Here is a 19,377-nt window from a genome sequence, read left to right on the forward strand (position 1 = left end):
CCAGGTTTTTTCAAGCCGCGCCGCGTTGGCGCATCCAGCCGCGCTGCGGGTCGTAACCACGCACCGCCAGCGCAAAAAAGAACAGCGTGCCCAGCACGCCCACCAGCCAGCCGGTGGCGTAGGTTTGCCCTTGCAAGGCGAAACGCATCGTCTCCACCGCTTGTGTGAAAGGGTTGAGCAGCGCCAATTGGTAAAGCCACCCGGCCCCGGCTTCTTCAAATTTCCACAAGGGGTAAAGGGCCGAGCTGATGAAGAACATCGGAAAAATCACGAAGTTCATGGCACCCGCAAAATTTTCCAGCTGCCGCACATACACCGACAGCACCAAACCCATCGCGGCCATGAGCACGGCGGCCAGCACCATGGCCGGCAGCGCCAGCAAGGCGTGCAGCGGGGCCACATCGACCCACAACACCCAAGCCACGCCTAAAAAAACCACCATTTGCAGCACCGACAAACTGGTGCCCGCCAGCAGCTTGAAGGCCAGCAACCAAGCGCGGTTCAAGGGTGCCGTGAGCAGCAAGCGCATCAGACCCATCTCGCGGTCGTAGACCAGGGACAGCGAGCTTTGCATGCCGTTGAACAGCGCGATCATGCCCAGCAAGCCCGGCAGCATGTAGACCTTGTATTCGATGTAGGTCTCATACGGTGGAATGATGGACACCCCGAACACGTTCTGAAAACCCGTGGCAAACACCACAAACCACAGCAGCGGCCGCACCAGAGCCGAGGCCAGGCGTGCGGGTTGACGCAAGAACTTGTGGATCTCGCGCCCGACCACGGCACGCAAGGCCCGCAGCAAATGCAGGCCTTTGCCGGGTGGGCTTTGCGGGGGCTGCACGTTCAAGGTTTGGCTTTGCATGGGCTTTCTTTTTCATCGACACCCAGGGTGTCCATCACTTCAACCGGGTGCAAGACGCCCTCCAGCGGCGCTGTCCCCACAACACCATCCACATGGCTCAAAAACAGGGGCTGGCGCAACTGGCCATCCCAAGCGCGGTAAGACAGGCGTGGCCCTTTGGCACCGTCCACAAACACCTGGCCGTTGCGCAACAAGCGGGCTTGTTCGGGCAAGGCGGCTTTGCTGTGATCGCTGACCAGGGCCGCGATGGATTTGACGGCCACCCAGGCTGCCCAGTCTTGCCCGACCATGGGGCGTTGCGCCTGTCGCGCAAAGCGTCGGTTGACCTGCGGGCCGCCGTTGCGTTCCCACTGGGTGTGCCAGGCCAAGGCCACCAAACCGTTGGCCCCCACCACCGGGCGGGGTTGCTGAGTGGCGTAGGGCAGCGTGCGGGCAAACTCGCCATCGGCGTCCATCACCGCCACCACATCGTGGTTGCGGTCGTTGGTGAGCAAGCGGGTGTTGGCCAGATCGCGCTCTCGCGGATCGCCCGAGAGCTTGAAGGCCTTGGTGTCCACCGTTTTGATGCCATAGCGCTTGGCCGCCCGTTGCCAGGCCTGGCCTTGCAGCTGGTCGGCGGCTTCGGGGCCTTGCAGCACCAGCGCGTTGCGCCACGAACGCGCCGCCAGATACTGGGCCAGCGCATCGCTCAACATGGCTTGACTGGGGTAGCTGTGAAACAGCATGGCCGCGCACTGGCTGCCCCGCAGGGCATCGGCAGCGGCGCTGGCGTTGAACAACAAGGCACTGCTGCCTGCGGCCTGCACGGCTTGGGCCAACTGGGCTTCGGGCAGATCCAGCACCCAATAGGCCACACGGTCGTTTTTGAGTTGCTGCAAGACCTTGCCCAGATCCGCAGCGCTGCCCGCCGTGGCTTCGATCACTTTGATCGAGTGCCCGGCCGCACGCAAACCGACTTCGGCATCGCTGGCCCCCAACTGCGCCGCTTGCAACAAGCGCCCGGCGGGATGACCCGGGTAACGGCGCTCCAGACGGCGGCTTTGGTAACGGGTGTCGTCGTCCAAAGACACCAAGGCCACCGTGTAATTGGCCGCCTGCGCCACGGGTGCTGCGCTCAGGCCCACGGCCAGCAGACTCAGTGCCGTCAACGCCTTTGCAGCCAAAACTGGCTGCAAAAAACCTGGGGCAAATCGTGCTTGCTCCTGGTTGGTGCTGGCCCCACTGCGGCCATCGGGGCTGGGCGTCATGGGCTCACCAGCGGGGTGTGGGGCACACGGCCTGCGGCCACGGTGCGGATGGCTTTGCCTGCCTGCGTGTCCACCAAGGTCATGTCATCGGACAAGCCATTGGTCACGTACAGCTGTTTTTCATCCTGGCTCAAGGCCATGCCCCAAGCCCGCTTGCCCGCCAGCACGGTGCGGCGCACTTTGCGCGTGGCCACATCGACCTCGGCCACATGGTTGGCTTTGCCAAGGCTGACCCAGGCGGTCTTGCCGTCTCGCGTCATGACCACGCCCACCGGGGTGATGTCGCTGGCGCGCATGCCCTTGATGTCAAAGGTGATGGTGCCCTTGACGGTGTGGGTCTTGCCATCGATCACCGACACATTCGAACTCAGCTCATTGCTGACCCATATTTCACGGCCATCCGGCGAGGCGGCAAAGCGCCGTGGGCGATTGCCCACTTTGATGTCTTTGACGATTTTTTTGCTGCTCAGATCAATCAGGTGAACCAAATTGGCTTCCTCGGAAGTCACATACGCAAATTTGCCATCGCGGGTGAGCATCACACCCTCGGGCTCGCCCCCGGTTTTGACCTCGAACAGCGGTTTTTTGGTGGCCAGGTCATAGGCTGCGAGCACACTGTCGTCTTCAATCGAGACATACGCCACCTTGCCATCCGGGCTCAGGTCAAAAATTTCAGGGCTGTCACCCAGTGCCACGGTATCGACCATCTTGCCGCTGGCGCGGTCCACCACGCCGAGCTGGTTGCTGTCACCGCAACACACATAAATTTTGGACGGGTCTTTGCTGAACATCATGTGGCGCGGGCGTTTGCACACATCGATCTTGGATTGCAACTTGCCTGCGGCATCGAACACCAGCACCTGGTTGTCCTTTTCAGAGGACACATAAACGCTTTGAGCTTGGACCCGTCCAGCCCAAGACAGCGCCAGAGCCACGGCAAAGGTGCAGGCCGTCAAACCTCGTACGAGGGGGGTGCGGGGTGATTTCACGAAAGAGGTCTCCATTTTTGAGTTTTATGCAGGTGTTCCGTTTTGACACACTGCGCGCAAGCCAAACATTATTTTGCAAGAGCTGTGCCTAAAGGGGTGCAAAAATTTCACAGCTTGGCCCGACTCCGCTGGCTTGCGGATTTTTGTGTTTTCCACATCACCCGATGGTTCACCTTGGGTTTTTGACCACTCTAGTGCGCTCTTGGCGTGTAATTTGCTTAAATTGCTGCATGACACATGGTTTTTCTGCGCGCCACACCTGGACCCGACGACATTGGCTGCTGAGCGCTGCCGGCATGGCTTGCACCCCTTTGGCCCAAGCCAATACACCGCAATCCTGGCCACAAAAACCGATTCAACTCATCGTGCCCTGGCCTGCCGGTGGTGGCACCGACCTGAGTCTTCGCATCCTGGCCGAAGAAGCGGGCTATCGCCTGGGCCAAACCATCGTGGTCATCAATAGGCCCGGAGCAGCGGGCACCATGGTGGCCCCCTTGCTCAAAGCGGCCTTGCCCGATGGTTACACCATTGGCCAATTGCCCTTGCCGGTGTTGCGGCACGCACTCATGAACAAAGTGCCCTGGGACCCTTTGACCGACTTGAGCCCCATCTTGCAAGTGTCCAGCACCACCTTTGGACTGCTGGTGCCCACCAGCAGTCCATGGCACAAGGTGCAAGACCTGCTGGACTGGGCCCGCCAGAACCCCACAGCCCTGATGCTGGGCTCTACAGGCATGGGCTCGACACCACACCTGGCCATGGAAGATCTGCTGGGCGCACAGCAAATCGCCTACACCCACATTCCCTTCAAAGGCACCACTGACCAAATGCTGGCCTTGGCCAGCGGCAACATCATGGCCGGGGTCAACTCCACAGGTTTTACCCCTTGGGTCGAACAAGGCAAGCTGCGCCTTTTGGCGGTGTTCAGCGACAAGCGCAGCAACCGCTGGCCAGCGGTGCCCACCATGAAAGAGTTGGGATTTGCGCAATCGGTCTATCACTCGCCGTGGGGCCTGGTGGCCCCCTCGGGCACCCCGGCGGCCATTGTCAAAACATTGCATGATGCGTTTCGGGCTGCCATGTTCACACCACGCCATATCAACGAATTGCAACGCTATGACCAAGACGTCGCCTACCTCGACAGCCAAAGCTACAAACAGACCCTGCTGCAAATCGCGGCGCGTGAACGCCAGTTGCTGCAACGCATGAAACTGCTGGCCGAATGACCCGTTCGATGGAATCCCGCATGACCTCCTCCGCCACACCTGCCGCAGCACTGCAAGCCCACAACTTGAGCAAGGCCTACCAAGGCCATGTGGCCCTGCGCGAGCTCAGCGTGAGCCTCATGCCCGGTGAGCGCGTTGCACTGCTGGGGCCCAACGGCGCGGGCAAATCCACGCTGATGCAGCTGCTGACGGGCTTGTTTGCGCCCGATACCGGCAGCATCCACATCCTGGGCCACGACATGCGCAGCGCCGCCCCCCGCGCCCTGGCCCACTTGGGGGTGGTGTTCCAGCAACCGGCCCTGGACCTGGACCTGAGCGTGCAGGCCAATTTGCGCTTTCACACCGACCTGCACGGCATGCCCCGCGCCACGGCCGACGCCCGCATCCATGAAGGGCTGGAGCGCCTGGGCCTGATGGAACACCTGCACAAGCCCTGCCGCACCCTGTCGGGCGGCAACCGGCGCAAGATCGAACTGGTACGCGCCCTGCTGCACCGCCCTGCCGTGCTGCTGATGGACGAAGCCACCGTGGGCCTGGACCCGGCCTCGCGCGTGCAACTGCTGCAAGCAGTGCAAGACCTTCAACGCGAACAAGGCGTGGCCACCCTCTGGGCCACCCACCTGGTCGAAGAAGTCGAACACGCCGACCGCGTGATCGTGCTGCACAAAGGCGCCATCCGCCACCAAGGCCGCGTGGCTGACCTGCTGACCGACACCGGGCAGGCCTCGGTGCAAGAAGCGTTTTTGAGTTTGACGCGGGTCTGAGAGGCCAAGGCCTGCTGTTTTTTTAAGCCTATTGATCCGGCCCTTTGAAGTCTGAAGGGTGACTTCAACCTTGCACCTTGTGGGAGCTAGCCCTGTTGGCGATCAGGCGCTTGTGGACCACAGGTTTTTCGCTTGCAGGGCAAGCTCCCACAGCCTCCTGCCAACGGGCAACACACGGCTCAGGCTTCATCGGGCCCAATCTATACCCTGCAACAGATTCCCTGCTGCGCCCCCATCGCCAGCAGGGCTGACTCCTCCAAATCAAGATGTGTTTTTTTGTGGAAGCTTGTCCTACAAGCGATTGACCCCAAACCCACGCGTCATCTGCGTGACGCCTCGTTTCCGGTGAAACAGGTAGCCTCTGCTTTTCACCCATCAGGAGACATCCCATGCTCACACTCTGCGGCTTTGCGGCCAGCAACTACTACAACAAAGTCAAATTCGCCTTGCTCGAAAAAGGCGTGTCTTTCACTGAAGAGTTGGCCTGGGTGGGTCAGACTGATGCGCACAGCAGCCCCTTGGGCAAGGTGCCTTACATCAAGACGCCCGGTGGCTCGCTGTGCGAATCGGGCGTGATCATGGAATACATCGAGCAGCAGCACCCACAGCAACCGCTGCTGCCTGCTGACCCGTTTGCCGCCGCCAAAGTGCGTGAGTTGGTGACTTTTCTGGAGCTGCATCTGGAGTTGGTGGCCCGCAACCTGTATCCCCAGGCGTTTTTTGGCGGCAAGGTCAGCGAAAGCACCCTGGAAAAGACAGGCGCCCAGCTGGAAAAGAACATCGCCGCCTTTGCCAAGCTGGCCCAGTTTTCACCGTTTGTGGCGGGCGATCAGCTGACCCTGGCAGACTGCGCGGCAGTGGTCCATCTGCCGCTGGTGTCTGGCGCGACCAAGCTGGTGTATGGCCGCGACTTTCTGGCGGATCTGCCGGTGCGCGACTACATCAAGCGCATGAACGAGCGGCCCACCATGCAGCAAGTCAACGCCGACCGCAAAGCCAACACCGAGTTGATGCTGACGCGGATGAAGTCAGCCTGACATGCGTCCGGCCACTGGGGTGGGCGATTAGCGGGCAGACGTCGGACGCTGCGAGTACCGACCTGAAAAAAACAGAAGCGCCCCCGCAGGTCGGTGGTCGAAGACTACGACGTTGGTGATTTGAGGTGTATCAAGCGGCCAGTGCCTTGCCAGGCCTTGCTTGCTGCTGCTTGATGCACATCAACATCTTTTGCGCCCAGGAGGTTCAGGATAGGCGCATGAACTCATCTGACACACGCCACCGCGAACGCCTTTTGCGTGAGCGCGCCCTCCTTCTTCAACGCATGGCGCAAGAGCGCGGCGGCCTGGTGTCGCGTGTCGACATGGCGGCCGAGCACGATGTTCGGGATTTTGAAAACCGTGCACAAGCCATCTCCGAGCGCGATGACGAATTCGCCATGAACGAGCATGAAACGGCGGAGCTGGGCGCTTTTGAAGAAGCGCTGGAGCGGCTGGATGCGGGCCTTTACGGTCAATGCAAAGACTGCGGCGAGCAAATTCCCGAAGCACGCCTGGCGGCCTACCCAGCCGCCTTGCGTTGCATGGCCTGCCAGAACATTTTTGAAAAAACCCATTTAAAAGGCACCTCATGAGCACTTTCCACGCCATTGTCTGGATGGACCACCAAGAGGCGCATGTTGTCATGTTTGACCGTGAGCATGTCCAGGCGCAGCGCATTCACTCGCGCAGCCACCACAAGCACCAGGGCAAAGGCGTTGACGCCGTGGCGTTTTACCAAAGCATTGCCACCGACTTGCTGGGAAGTCATGAAGTGCTGCTGACCGGTCCAGGCTCGGCGCACCAGGACTTTCGCACTTGGTGCAGCGCCCATGAACCGGGCACCAGTGGGCGCATCGTGGACAGTATCACCACCGATCACCCCAGTGATGCGCAATTGGCGGCGCTGGCTCGCCAGTACTTCAAGAAGTTTGATGCCTTGGCGAGCGCCCCCAGCCAGGTTTGACACTGGATTGCCACACTTCGCTCGCGATGACGAGAGCTTGACCTGTCATGACGAGGGCGTTGGCCGCAATGACGAGAGGGTGCAGCAAGATGATGGGAGATGGACGTCATGGTTGGTTCCTCACTGAGTGCGATGCGTGGCAATCCAGAGGGTCGCCGCACCCACCACTCCCTGAACTTTGACGGCCATCAGGCTGCTATGCTTGGCCGTATGCGCAGCCTTTTTCATTTTGCTTTTCACGTCACCGACCTCGACGAGGCGCGTCGCTTTTATGGCGGCGTACTCGGTTGCCAGGAGGGGCGCTCGACCGCCACCTGGGTGGACTTTGATTTCTTTTCGCACCAGATTTCCCTGCATCTGGGCGAACCCTTCAAGACCAGTCTCACCGGGCATGTGGGCGAGCATTTGGTGCCCATGCCGCATTTCGGTCTGATCTTGCAAAAGGACGATTGGCAGGCACTGGCCAATCGTTTGCAGGCAGCGCACATGACCTTTGTGATTACTCCGCAGCTGCGCTTTGCCGGGCAGCCCGGCGAGCAATGGACCATGTTCTTCATGGACCCATTTGGCAACCCGATCGAAGTCAAAGGCTTTAGCAGCCTGGACACGGTTTACACGAGCTGATTGGCCATGGAACACACTTTTGCCTCTGCCACCATCTTGTTGCTGCTGATCACTGATCCGCTGGGCAACATCCCGATTTTTGTGAACGCATTGCAGGCCGTGCCCCCCGAGCGTCGCGCCCGCGTGATCGTGCGCGAGGTGCTGATCGCTTTTGGCATGCTGCTGGCCTTCATGTTCGTCGGCCAATCGTTTTTGCAGGCCATGAGCCTGTCGGATGTGTCTTTGCAAATCGGCGGCGCGGTCGTGCTGTTCCTGATTGCACTGCGCATGATTTTTCCGCCACCTGTGCAAGAAGTGCCAGAACAAATGGCCGAACCCCTGATCGTGCCCTTGGCCATTCCAGCGCTGGCAGGGCCTTCGGCCATGGCCACAGTGCTGCTTCTGGTGAGTCAAGCGCCCGAGCGTCGCCTGGAGTGGGTGGCGGCGCTGTGCGTGACCATGCTCGTTTGCGCCGCGGTTTTGCTGCTGGCCGAGCGTCTGCAGCGTCTGGTGGGCCTGCGTGTGGTGAGCGCATTTGAACGCCTGATGGGCCTGATCCTGGTGTCCATCTCGGTGGAAATGCTGATCCGCGGCCTGAAATCCCTGGCCCAATCCTGGCCACATTGATCCCTCTACCCCGACATGGGCATGTGCCCAAGCCAGCAACGTCGGACTCTTCGAGTACCGACCTACGGGGAGGCGGTGTATTTGTGGGTTGACCGCCTCAGTTGGCGATCTTGGTGCTGAGAAGGGGCACTTGCTGCTTGGTGCGTGGGGTGCCGATGGGACGGCTGGATTGGCCTTTTTGGGTGGTGGCGATGTCGTCTTCGCTGGGGTAGATGCCTTCGAGCCAGTAGTCAAACACGCGCCTGGCAATGGGCGCAGCAGACACGGCGCCAAAACCGGCGTTTTCGACCACCACGGCCAAAGCGATTTTGGGTGATTCTGCCGGGGCATACGCCATGTACAGCGCGTGGTCGCGTTGGTGCTCGGCCAGTTTGGCGGCGTTGTATTTGTCTTTTTGACCAATGGTGACTGCCTGCGCCGTGCCGGTTTTACCCGCACTCAAATAGGGCGCACCGGCAAACACTTGGGCAGAGGTGCCTGAAGTGACCACCCCCACCAAGCCGTTGCGCACCACAGCGATGTGGTCAGGGTTGTAGCCCAGATTGACCGGCGCCGTGTCGGTCACCGATGACTGAACGTGTGTGAGTGCATCTTGAATGGCACTGACCACCCGAGGCGTGAACTTGAGCCCGCCACTGGCCACGGTGGCAGTGGCCGAGGCCAGTTGCAGCATGGTGAAGGCGTTGTAGCCCTGCCCAATGCCCAGCGAGATGGTTTCGCCGGCGTACCATTTTTGTTGTTCGGGCTTTTTGTAGTAATTGCGCTTCCAGTCGGTGCTGGGCAAGATGCCACGCACTTCGCCAGGCAAGTCGATGCCGGTGATCTGTCCAAAGCCCAGGGGCTTCATGAAATCATGGATGGAGTCCACGCCCATGTCGTTGGCCAACGAATAGAAATAGACGTTGCTCGACAAGGTGATGGCACGCACCATGTCCACCCCGCCCAGACCCGCATCGCCATGGCTTCGGAAGGTGTGCCCGCCAAAGGTCCATGAGCCCGCATCGTTGATGACCGTGGTGGCATTGCGTTTGCCTGTATTGAGTGCACCCAGAGCCATGAAAGGCTTGTAGGTGGAGCCTGGCGGGTAGGTGCCGCGCAAGGCCCGGTTGAGCAGCGGTTTATCGAGTGATTCGTTGAGCGTCTGCCAGCTTTCGACATCAATGCCTTCGACAAACAAGTTGGGATCAAAGGTGGGTTTGCTGACAAAGGCCAGGATTTCGCCGGTGTTGGGGTCCAGGGCGACCAAGGCGCCGCGCCGGGTGCCAAACAGGTCTTCCACCATTTTTTGCAAATGGATGTCGATGGACAGCACCACGTTTTGTCCGGGCGTGGCCGGGCGGCTGGACAAGCTGCGAGTAGCCCGGCCACCGGCCGATGTCTCGACCTGGTTCACGCCGGTGATGCCGTGCAGTTCACGCTCGTAACGCTGCTCAACACCGAGCTTGCCAATGTATTCAGTACCCCGGTAATTGCCCGCATCGTCGTCTTCTTCAATGCGCTCTTTTTCGCGGGCGTTGATGCGGCCGATGTAACCGATCACATGACTGGCCAGCTCGCCAAAAGGGTATTGGCGGAACAGGCGCGCTTTGATCTCGACCCCCGGAAAGCGGTAACGCTGGGCGCTGAAGCGGGCCACCTCTTCGTCGGTCAGGCGGGTGCGAATCGGCAGGGAGTCGAAGCTGCGGGAGTCTTCACGCACTCGCTTGAAACGGCGGCGATCTTTGGGTTGAATGTCCACCAATTCGCTCAATTCATTGATGGTGGCTTCAAGGTCGGCGATTTTGGAGGGTGTGATCTCCAGCGTGTAGGCCGAATAATTGCTGGCCAAAACCACGCCGTTGCGGTCAAGAATGGTGCCCCGTGGCGGCACCGTGGGCACCACCGATGTGCGGTTGTTTTCGGCTTGCTCCATCAGGTCGTCATGCCGCACGATTTGCAGATACGACAGCCTGACGAGCAGCAAAACAAAACACAGCAAAACGAACAACTGGGTGACCACCACACGCTGGCGAAATCGCTGGATTTCCGCTTGGGTGTCGCGCAGTTCGGCAAGCGAAGGCAGGCTCAGCGACATGGTCAAAGAGGCCGGATGTTGTCAGGCGCAAAGGCGCGCTTTTGTGGCGCCAGCAGCAAGGTGCCCACCAGGGGCCACAGCGCCGCCTGCATCAGGGGCATAAACAATTGGCTCCAATGCGGCCAGGCATCTTGCACCACCAGGCGAGTGATCCATTCGACCAAAGCGGCAATCACGAACAAGGGCACGATTTGCACCGCTTGCTCACGCAGCGAAAACCACAGCAGGCGCCGCTGAATAGCCATGGCCATGCTGCTCAGTACCACATAGGACAAGGCGTTTTGCCCCAGCAGGGCCGACTCGTGCACATCGAGCGCCAGCCCCAGCAAGAAAGCCAGGCCCAGGCCCACACGCCTGGGCTGGTGCACATTCCAGAACACCAACACAATGGCCAACACATCGGGCAACCAGCGATAACCGCTCAAGCCCAGCAGCATGTTCAGCAGCAGGGCCAGTACCAGCGTGAAAGCGATGAAACGGGGATTGGCCGGCAGCAGCAACTGACGGCCTGCGGGCATGATCATGGCGTGGCTCCCGGGCTTGATGCGGCTGCAGCGGGCGACTTGGCCTTGCCTTTGGTGCCAGTTGCACGCTGAGTCTCGGCCAGCGGCTCGGGCTTGGCGGGCCAGTCCTTGACGGGCATGAGCACCAGCAAATGACGGCCGCGCTGCACAGACACAGGTGTGGCCTGCACGCGGGCAAACGAAGAGTCCACTCGGCGATCAATGCGGCTGATGCGCCCCACATGCAGGCCCGGCGGGTAAACCCCGTCAATGCCGCTGGTGGTGAGCAAGTCCCCTTGCTGCATGTCGGTGCCCGCCGGTACAAATTTGAGATCCAGGGAACCGGCCACCGTAGAGCCCCCATAGGCCACATGGCGGCTGCCGGTGCGGGCGTTCATGACGGGGATGGTCTGCTCGCGGTCAGTCAGCAAGGTGACCTCGCTGACCAAGGGGTAGACACGCGTGACCTGCCCGACCACGCCTGCTGCATTGATGACGGCAGAACCCGCCAGGATGCCTGCCAACTGCCCGCGGTCCACCACCACGCGGTCGGTGTAGGGGTCTGCTGTGTCGTACAGCACTTGAACGGCCTTGGAAGGACCCGCCACTTCGGCGCGCAGATCGAGCAATTGCCGCAACTGGGCATTCTCCTGGGTCAGCTGCTCCACTTGTTGCAGACGCTGGGCCTGGGCGATGGCGCGGCTTTGAAACACCTGCGCCGCGTCTTGCGCTTGGTTCAGATCCCCAAAATATTGAGTCACCGCCTGGAAGGTGCGCCCCGGTTGCAAAGACAACCATTCCAGCGGCGCCAACACCAATGAAATGCCCGAGCGAATGGGCTGAGAGATTTTGAAACGGTGGTCTGCCGCCATCAGCAAGATGGACAACAGTCCGAGCATGACCAGCTTGGATGTTGCAGACAATCCCTGCCGAAAAATCGGCGGAACACTGCGGTCGATGGTATCCAAGGCCATGATTGGGTAGAGCCGTTTTCAGGTGAGAGGGGAAAAAGGCACCAGGCACACAGGTCTGCAGCCCCCAAAGCGAACGGCTTACTCGCTGGTGAAGATGCTGCCCAGTTGGTCCATGCGCTCCAGCGCCATGCCGCAACCGCGTGCCACGCAGGTCAGCGGGTCTTCGGCCACCAGCACCGGCAGACCTGTTTCTTCGGCCAGCAATCGGTCAAGATCGCGCAACAAGGCGCCACCACCGGTGAGCATCATGCCGCGCTCGGCAATGTCGGCGCCCAACTCGGGGGGTGTTTGCTCCAGCGCGGTCTTGACGGCCGAGACGATCTGGTTGAGCGGATCGGTCAGGGCTTCCAGGATTTCGTTGGAGCTGATGGTGAAGCTGCGGGGCACGCCTTCGGACAGGTTGCGGCCCTTGACTTCCATTTCCTTGACTTCGCTGCCCGGGAAGGCCGAACCGATGTTTTTCTTGATGGCTTCTGCGGTGGGTTCACCGATCAGCATGCCGTAGTTGCGGCGGATGTAGCTGATGATGGCTTCGTCGAACTTGTCACCGCCCACGCGCACGCTGCCTTTGTAAACCATGCCGCCCAGCGAGATCACGCCCACTTCGGTGGTACCACCGCCAATGTCAACCACCATGGAGCCCGAAGCTTCCGACACAGGCAGGCCCGCGCCGATGGCTGCGGCCATGGGTTCTTCGATCAGGTACACCTCAGAAGCGCCTGCGCCCAAAGCCGATTCACGAATCGCCCGGCGCTCGACTTGGGTGGAGCCACAAGGCACGCAAATGATGATGCGGGGGCTGGGGCGGAAGGTGCTGCGGGGGTGCACCATGCGGATGAACTGCTTGAGCATCTGCTCGGTGACGGTGAAGTCGGCGATCACGCCGTCTTTCATGGGGCGAATGGCTTCGATGTTGCCGGGCACCTTGCCCAGCATGGCCTTGGCTTCGTGGCCCACGGCCTGCAAAGTCTTTTTGCCTTGGGGGCCGCCTTCGTGGCGGATAGCGACCACCGAGGGCTCGTCCAACACGATGCCCTTGTCACGTACAAAAATCAGGGTGTTGGCAGTGCCCAGGTCAATGGCCAGGTCACTGGAAAAATAACGACGGAATGAAGAAAACATTCTGGAATCCTTAGGGGCCGCGACCGATCCACGAAAAAAGCCTGGAATGGACGGGCGCAACAATCAAATCTGGGGTGTCATGCGGTCTTGTGCAAAGACGGTTCTTGACACTGCAGCAAACACAGGATAATACCCGATCCCCCGGCCAAGGGCGTGTGTGTACGCATCGCCTGGCTTGGAAAAACAGACCTTTACAACTTCTTTCAAACCATGTCCCTGACCCCGCAGGATATTGCCCGGATCGCGAACCTCGCCCGGCTGGAACTCAAGCCCGAAGAAAGCGAGCGCATGCTCACTCAGATCAACGGCTTTTTTGGCATCGTGCAAGCCATGCAGGCGGTGGACACCACCGGCATCACCCCCATGGCCCACCCCGTGGCCGCCATCCAGGACATCACGCTGCGCCTGCGCCCCGATGTGGCGAGCGAGCCCAACCAACGCGATCTCAACCAGCAAAGCGCCCCCGCCGTTGAGCGCGGCCTGTTCCTGGTCCCCAAAGTCATCGAGTAAGCCATGAGTGATCTGCACAACCTCAGCGTGAAAGCGCTGGCCAGCCTTTTGCAAACCAAAGAGGTCAGCGCCGTCGAAGTGGCCACGCGTTTTCTGGCCCGCATGGGCGGCAACCCGCACAACGCCTTTCTGGACATCGACAGCGAAGTGACGCTGGCCCAGGCCCGCGCCTCCGACGTCAAACTGGCGAACGGCACAGCTGGCCCCCTCGAAGGCGTGCCCGTGGCGCACAAAGACGTGTTCGTCACCCGCGACTTCGCGACCACAGCAGGCTCCAAAATCCTGAGCGGCTACCGCTCGCCTTTTGACGCCACCGTGGTGCAGCGCCTGCGCACGGCGGGCATGGTCACTTTGGGCAAGCTCAACTGCGACGAATTCGCCATGGGCTCGGCCAACGAAAACTCCGCCTATGGCCCGGTGCAAAACCCTTGGGACACAGCCCGCGTGCCAGGCGGGTCTTCTGGCGGCAGCGCCGCCGCTGTGGCCGCAGGCTTGGCCCCTGCAGCGACGGGCACCGACACGGGAGGCTCGATCCGCCAGCCCGCCAGCTTTTGCGGCATCACCGGCATCAAACCCACCTATGGCCGAGCATCGCGCTACGGCATGATCGCCTACGCCTCCAGCCTGGACCAAGCGGGCCCCATGGCCCGCAGCGCCGAAGACTGCGCGCTGTTGCTGAGCGCCATGTGCGGCGCGGATTTGGACCGTGACTCGACTTCGCTCGACATGCCGACCGAAGACTTTTCGGCATCGCTCAACAACTCACTCGAAGGCCTGCGCATTGGCATTCCCAAAGAGTTCTTTGGTGAAGGCCTGCACGCCGATGTGCGCGCTGCGGTGGACGGCGCTTTGCGCGAATACGAAAAGCTCGGCGCCAAGCTGGTGCCCATCAGCCTGCCGCGCACCGAGTTGTCTATTCCCGTGTACTACATCATTGCCCCGGCCGAAGCCAGCTCCAACCTCAGCCGCTTTGACGGTGTGAAGTTCGGCCACCGCGCCAAGGACTACACCGACTTGGTGGACATGTACAAAAAGACCCGTGCCGAAGGCTTTGGCAACGAGGTCAAGCGCCGCATCATGACGGGCGCTTATGTTTTGAGCCACGGCTACTACGACGCCTATTACCTGCAAGCGCAAAAAATCCGCCGCATGATCGCCGACGATTTCCAAAATGCGTTCAAAGAATGCGACGTGATCGCAGGCCCCGTGGCCCCATCTGTGGCCTGGAAGTTTGGTGAAAATGCCAACGACCCGGTAGCCGACTATTTGGCCGACATCTTCACCCTGCCTGCCTCGCTGGCCGGTTTGCCCGGCATGAGCGTGCCCGCAGGCTTTGGCGCGGGCGGCATGCCCGTGGGCTTGCAGCTGATCGGCAACTACTTCAAGGAAGCCCAGTTGCTGAACGCCGCACACCGCCTGCAACAAGCCACCGATTTCCACCTGCAAAAACCGGCAGGAGTCTATACACCATGAGCAAACTCGTCCAAGGCTACGAAGTCGTCATCGGCTTCGAAACACACGCCCAACTTTCGACAAACAGCAAGATCTTCAGCCGTGCCCCCACGGCCTTTGGTGCCGAAGCCAACACACAAGCCTGCGCGGTGGACATGGCCCTGCCCGGCACGCTGCCCGTGATGAACATCGGTGCTGTGGAACGCGCCATTGAATTTGGTCTGGCCATCAACGCGCACATCGCCGAGCGCAGCATCTTTGCGCGCAAAAACTACTTCTACCCCGACCTGCCCAAGGGCTACCAGATCAGCCAGTTTGAGATCCCCGTAGTGCAAGGCGGCGAGGTGTCGTTCTTCTTGGAAGTGGGCAAAGAGACCGTGCGCAAAACCGTGCGCCTGGAGCGTGCCCACCTCGAAGAAGACGCGGGCAAGTCGCTGCACGAAGACTTCATTGGTCAAAGCGGCATTGACCTGAACCGCGCAGGCACCCCTTTGCTGGAAATCGTGACCCAGCCCGACATGCGCAGCAGCGAAGAGGCCGTGGCCTACGCCAAAGAACTGCACAAAATCGTGACCTGGATTGGCATCTGCGACGGCAACATGCAAGAAGGCTCGTTCCGGTGTGATGCCAACGTGTCGGTCCGCAAACCCGGTGGCTCGCTGGGCACACGCCGCGAGATCAAGAACCTGAACAGCTTCAAGTTCATGCAGCAAGCCATCGACTACGAAGTGCGTTGGCAAATCGACCAAATCGAAGACGGCCACACCATCCAACAAGCCACCGTGCTCTTCGACCCCGACACGGGCGAGACCCGCGCCATGCGCACCAAAGAAGACGCCGCCGACTACCGCTACTTTCCTGACCCGGACCTGCCACCACTGGTGATCGGCCGCGACTGGGTCGAGCGCGTCAAAGGCGAAATGGCCGAGCTGCCGCGCGTGATGGCCGAGCGCTTCGTCCAAGACTACGCCCTACCCGAATACGACGCCACGCAGCTGACGCAAAGCAAGGCGGTCGCCGCCTACTTTGAAGCCACCGCCAAAGCCTGCGGCCAAGCCAAACTGGCCAGCAACTGGATCATGGGCGAAGTCTCACGCCGCCTGAACGCCAGCGAGATGGCGATCGAACAAGCCCCGGTGAGCGCGGCCCAACTGGCCGCTCTGATCGGCCGCATCAGCGACAACACCATCAGCAACAACGCGGCGCGTCAGGTGTTTGAAGGTTTGTGGAACGGTGAAGGCGAAGTCGACGCCATCATCGAAGCCAAAGGCCTCAAACAGATGAACGACACCGGCGAGCTGGAAAAAATCATCGACGAGGTGCTGGCCGCCAACCCCAAGAACGTGGAAGAGTTCAAGGCGGGTAACGCCAAGGCTCTGAACGGCTTGGTCGGCCCGATCATGAAAGCCAGCAAGGGCAAGGCCAATCCCGCCCAAGTCAACGAGTTACTAAAGAGAGCACTTTTTGCGTAATAATTTGATCCAAGATTCTACTGCTCTGAGTGCAGATGCTACGAACTACTGCAGAGGCAGACGTGTTGGGCAACATCGCAGAACCGACGCCACCGCTGACTGTCATCCGACGTTACTCACGCCATGTAGGTCAAAGTCGCCGACAGTAACGACTTTGAAGTCGTGGGCTTTTACTGTTGTGCTTTCCAATAAAAAAACAGAACCCTATGCAGGAGAAATGCTTGAACAGTGCCGATCAAAACGCCCTGGCACCTATTGCCGAAGAGGTGCTAGGAAAGCTCCAAGAAGTCGCCACAGCGGCGCGTGAATGGCTACAGGACCCAACAGGTCCCAGTGTTGACACACTGGTGCCTGGCTCTGTTTCAGACGCTGCAAAGCGCAATGTTGCAAAAATCAATAAGGAAAACCGTTCGGCCTACCAGCGGTTGAGCAAGGAGCCAGTTGTCTCCCGTGTCGTTGCTGAAGATGAAAGTGGCGGCTTTCACACCAAGTTCTTTTGTCGTGCCGACCAGGGCATGGCCAACCGTGGGGTCATCAGCTATCTCACGAAGTGGGGTCGTCTGGCCTCGATGCCAGTCGGGGATGAGTACATCACTCCCGATGGTCAAGCCTGGATCGTCGTCTCCAAAACTGGTCTTCGTCCTGAGGAAATCAACGGGCAATGGGACGCCTATTCGGTTGTGCAGCGCGAGGATCTGCCAAGCGTCACGATTGAGTCACTTCGGGCTCTGTTGCAGGCGGAGCGCCCGACACACAGCGCACGCAACCTATTGGAAGAAATCCTCGCCGAAGAGGCCAAGAAGGCGACGGTTGAGGAGGGTATCCGCCGGAGTGTGATCACTCGGATGGGTTTGCGGGATCAGCCCATTCTGGACAAGTTTCAAGACGAGGTATTTCGTCTATCGCTGTCGCATCAAGTCGTTCTGCTGGGGCCACCAGGCACAGGGAAAACCACTACTCTCATTCGGCGCCTCGGTCAAAAGTTGGACATTCAATATCTCGATGAAGACGAGCAACGGGTAGTTCAGGAGGTTGCTGTTGCGCAAGGGTTGTCGCATGAGCGCAGTTGGCTAATGTTCACGCCCACTGAACTGCTCAAGCAGTACCTGAAAGAAGCATTCAACCGGGAGCTGGTACCAGCTTCCGATCAAAACCTTCGGACCTGGGACGACCATCGAAGAGATCTGTGCAGACAGACTTTCGGCATCCTCAGGACGGCGACCGGTGGTGGTACCTTCATCCAGAAGACCGGGCTTAACAGCTTGCTAGATACCACGATAAGAAACCAAGTCGAGTGGTTCACTGACTTTGATTCTTGGCAGGGTCAAATCTACTTGCAGGAGCTGACCGCTGCCGCCCAGATTCTCCAGCAATCGATACACAGGCAGGCTGGCGAGTTAGGCAAGGTGTTAGCTTTGGTGCTTGGCGAGCATCAAAGTTGGCCGTCAACATTGAGCCAGTTGGCAGGGGATTTACCCCGGATTCAGTCCTTTGTTGCGCAATTCAGGGAGGAGATAGGCAAACGACTCGAAGCTGCGTTGATTGCACAACTACAGACGAATCGCAACTTCGTGGCTGAGTTCGCCTCGTTCTTGGAGACTTTGCAGCAAGCTGATACCGACGAAGCTGATGAAGCAGAGCTGGACGACGATGAAGACGCGCAGGGGCCGAAAGTGGGGGTGCAGGCCGCGACCAACGAGTATTTCCAATCACTCAGGATTTTGGCGCGTGGTGCTGTCACCAAGCGTGCGGTGAACAAGGCCAGTCGCAGCGGCAAGATCCTTGAGTGGCTGGGTAATCGCGTACTCGCCCAAAGTGACCTCATCGACATCGGGAATAAGCTGATTCTTCAGTCCGCAGCTCGTCGCTTTGTGACGCCCGTCAGAGGGTACATCAATGGTGTGGGCAAACGCTATCGCGCGTTTCGCCGCGAGCGGCAGAGTACGGGTACTTGGTATCAGTCTGGGACATTAGATCAGCGTGAGGTTCACCCGTTGGAGCTGGATGTGATCCTTCTGGCCACCCTTAAAGCTGGCAATCAGTTGATCGGCCGTCCGAATATCCAACGCGCTATTGGTAGTCCGCAATGGGCACCGTTGCAGAACATCATGAGTTGCCACCGACACCAGATTCTGGTGGACGAGGCCACCGACTTTTCCCCACTCCAGCTTGCATGCATGAACGCGTTGGCTCATCCGCGGACAAGATCAGTTTTCGCTTGCGGTGACTTCAACCAGCGACTGACCACATGGGGTGTTCGCAGTCCCGAAGTGCTTTCTTGGAGCTTGCCCAACCTGGATATCCGCGAGATCACTGTTGCCTATCGCCAGTCCAGGCAACTCAATGACTTGGCGAAAGAAATGATCCTGGCCGTTGGTGGTTCTGAGTCAAACGTCAGCCTGCCTGCAGAAGTGAATAACGAAGTGACTTCTCCTGTGCTGATAGAAAACAGCTCCACATCGCAGACCGTTCAATGGCTTGCAGACCGCATCGTCGACATTGAGCGGATTGTTGTGCAGCAGCTTCCATCAATTGCCGTTTTCGTCAACAGCGAAGATGAGGTAGCGCCAATAGCAAAAGCCCTCGAGGGTTTGCTGAGCGAGCACAACATTCCTGTGATGGCGTGTCACGAAGGGCAGGTGGTAGGTCAAGAGAGCAGCGTGCGGGTGTTCGACATCCAGCACATCAAGGGTCTGGAGTTCGAGGCTGTTTTCTTCGTTGGCGTTGACCGCTTAGCTGAACTTCAGCCAGAACTATTCGGCAAGTACATATATGTCGGCACCACACGCGCTGCGGCCTACTTGGGCCTAACCTGCGTAGGAGAATTACCCGTACAACTTGCCCCCGTGCGACATCACTTCACCGCCTATTGGGATATCAACAAATAAATAATACTAAAGAACCCAATTAATATACCTACAATCATTGCCGTGGAGCTCTAAATTTTTATG

18 protein-coding genes are annotated in these 19,377 nt (G+C 59.6%); 11 read left to right on the forward strand and 7 right to left on the reverse strand.

Features of this window, described 5'->3' with window-relative positions; all coding sequences use genetic code 11:
• Window positions 1-10: 10 nt before the first annotated feature.
• From AMM33_RS08580 to AMM33_RS08590, 3 genes are read right to left on the reverse strand one after another with little or no spacing between them, the layout of a single operon-like run.
• Window positions 11-862, reverse strand: a complete 852-nt coding sequence (locus AMM33_RS08580; protein WP_090140366.1) for an ABC transporter permease — start codon at window positions 860-862, stop codon at window positions 11-13.
• Window positions 844-2,109, reverse strand: coding sequence for a type 1 periplasmic-binding domain-containing protein (locus tag AMM33_RS08585; protein WP_228768026.1), 1,266 nt, complete (start codon window positions 2,107-2,109; stop codon window positions 844-846). The genes AMM33_RS08580 and AMM33_RS08585 overlap by 19 nt, the downstream gene beginning before the upstream one ends.
• On the reverse strand, window positions 2,106-3,098 hold the full coding sequence (locus AMM33_RS08590; protein WP_228768027.1) for a PQQ-dependent catabolism-associated beta-propeller protein: 993 nt from the start codon (window positions 3,096-3,098) through the stop codon (window positions 2,106-2,108). Before AMM33_RS08590 ends, AMM33_RS08585 begins: the two co-directional genes overlap by 4 nt.
• A 296-nt stretch (window positions 3,099-3,394) precedes the next feature.
• Between AMM33_RS08590 and AMM33_RS08595 the strand changes: the two genes are divergently transcribed.
• The 7 genes from AMM33_RS08595 (at window position 3,395) to AMM33_RS08625 (ending at window position 8,319) form a co-directional block, all read left to right on the forward strand.
• Entirely contained in the window at window positions 3,395-4,324 is a 930-nt protein-coding gene (locus AMM33_RS08595; RefSeq protein WP_228768028.1) for a tripartite tricarboxylate transporter substrate binding protein, read from the forward strand.
• A gap of 20 nt (window positions 4,325-4,344) precedes the next feature.
• Window positions 4,345-5,088: an ABC transporter ATP-binding protein gene (locus tag AMM33_RS08600; protein WP_228768029.1), complete on the forward strand. Its 744-nt coding sequence runs from the start codon at window positions 4,345-4,347 to the stop codon at window positions 5,086-5,088.
• Window positions 5,089-5,477: 389 nt separating this feature from the next.
• Window positions 5,478-6,125 (forward strand): glutathione S-transferase, encoded by a 648-nt coding sequence (locus tag AMM33_RS08605; RefSeq protein ID WP_090140373.1) that lies wholly within the window; start codon window positions 5,478-5,480, stop codon window positions 6,123-6,125.
• Window positions 6,126-6,343: 218 nt separating this feature from the next.
• Complete coding sequence (locus tag AMM33_RS08610) at window positions 6,344-6,718, forward strand: TraR/DksA family transcriptional regulator (RefSeq protein WP_090140563.1); 375 nt, start codon at window positions 6,344-6,346, stop codon at window positions 6,716-6,718.
• Window positions 6,715-7,089: a hypothetical protein gene (locus AMM33_RS08615; protein ID WP_090140374.1), complete on the forward strand. Its 375-nt coding sequence runs from the start codon at window positions 6,715-6,717 to the stop codon at window positions 7,087-7,089. Before AMM33_RS08610 ends, AMM33_RS08615 begins: the two co-directional genes overlap by 4 nt.
• Before the next feature lie 210 nt (window positions 7,090-7,299).
• On the forward strand, window positions 7,300-7,713 hold the full coding sequence (locus AMM33_RS08620; protein ID WP_090140376.1) for a VOC family protein: 414 nt from the start codon (window positions 7,300-7,302) through the stop codon (window positions 7,711-7,713).
• 6 nt (window positions 7,714-7,719) lie between these two features.
• Window positions 7,720-8,319: a MarC family protein gene (locus AMM33_RS08625; RefSeq protein ID WP_090140566.1), complete on the forward strand. Its 600-nt coding sequence runs from the start codon at window positions 7,720-7,722 to the stop codon at window positions 8,317-8,319.
• 97 nt (window positions 8,320-8,416) lie between these two features.
• Here AMM33_RS08625 and mrdA read toward each other — a convergent pair whose 3' ends face one another.
• From mrdA to AMM33_RS08645, 4 genes are all read right to left on the reverse strand, one after another.
• Complete coding sequence (gene mrdA, locus AMM33_RS08630; RefSeq protein WP_090140377.1) at window positions 8,417-10,393, reverse strand: penicillin-binding protein 2; 1,977 nt, start codon at window positions 10,391-10,393, stop codon at window positions 8,417-8,419.
• A gap of 2 nt (window positions 10,394-10,395) precedes the next feature.
• Complete coding sequence (mreD, locus tag AMM33_RS08635) at window positions 10,396-10,917, reverse strand: rod shape-determining protein MreD (protein ID WP_090140379.1); 522 nt, start codon at window positions 10,915-10,917, stop codon at window positions 10,396-10,398.
• Complete coding sequence (mreC, locus tag AMM33_RS08640; RefSeq protein ID WP_090140381.1) at window positions 10,914-11,870, reverse strand: rod shape-determining protein MreC; 957 nt, start codon at window positions 11,868-11,870, stop codon at window positions 10,914-10,916. The genes mreD and mreC overlap by 4 nt, the downstream gene beginning before the upstream one ends.
• A 78-nt stretch (window positions 11,871-11,948) precedes the next feature.
• Window positions 11,949-12,992: a rod shape-determining protein gene (locus AMM33_RS08645; RefSeq protein ID WP_053172628.1), complete on the reverse strand. Its 1,044-nt coding sequence runs from the start codon at window positions 12,990-12,992 to the stop codon at window positions 11,949-11,951.
• Window positions 12,993-13,202: 210 nt separating this feature from the next.
• On the opposite strand from AMM33_RS08645, the gene gatC reads away from it, so the two are divergent.
• The 4 genes from gatC (at window position 13,203) to AMM33_RS08665 (ending at window position 19,314) form a co-directional block, all read left to right on the forward strand.
• The gene (gene gatC / locus AMM33_RS08650) at window positions 13,203-13,502 is read left to right on the forward strand and encodes an Asp-tRNA(Asn)/Glu-tRNA(Gln) amidotransferase subunit GatC (protein WP_090140383.1); all 300 of its coding nucleotides are present in this window, start codon (window positions 13,203-13,205) and stop codon (window positions 13,500-13,502) included.
• A gap of 3 nt (window positions 13,503-13,505) precedes the next feature.
• Window positions 13,506-14,975: an Asp-tRNA(Asn)/Glu-tRNA(Gln) amidotransferase subunit GatA gene (gene gatA, locus AMM33_RS08655; protein WP_090140385.1), complete on the forward strand. Its 1,470-nt coding sequence runs from the start codon at window positions 13,506-13,508 to the stop codon at window positions 14,973-14,975.
• The gene (gene gatB / locus AMM33_RS08660; RefSeq protein WP_090140386.1) at window positions 14,972-16,426 is read left to right on the forward strand and encodes an Asp-tRNA(Asn)/Glu-tRNA(Gln) amidotransferase subunit GatB; all 1,455 of its coding nucleotides are present in this window, start codon (window positions 14,972-14,974) and stop codon (window positions 16,424-16,426) included. The genes gatA and gatB overlap by 4 nt, the downstream gene beginning before the upstream one ends.
• 221 nt (window positions 16,427-16,647) lie before the next feature.
• Window positions 16,648-19,314: an ATP-binding domain-containing protein gene (locus tag AMM33_RS08665; protein ID WP_090140568.1), complete on the forward strand. Its 2,667-nt coding sequence runs from the start codon at window positions 16,648-16,650 to the stop codon at window positions 19,312-19,314.
• Window positions 19,315-19,377 lie beyond the last annotated feature (63 nt).

The organism is Limnohabitans sp. DM1, assembly GCF_001269385.1.
GTDB lineage: Bacteria > Pseudomonadota > Gammaproteobacteria > Burkholderiales > Burkholderiaceae_C > Limnohabitans_A.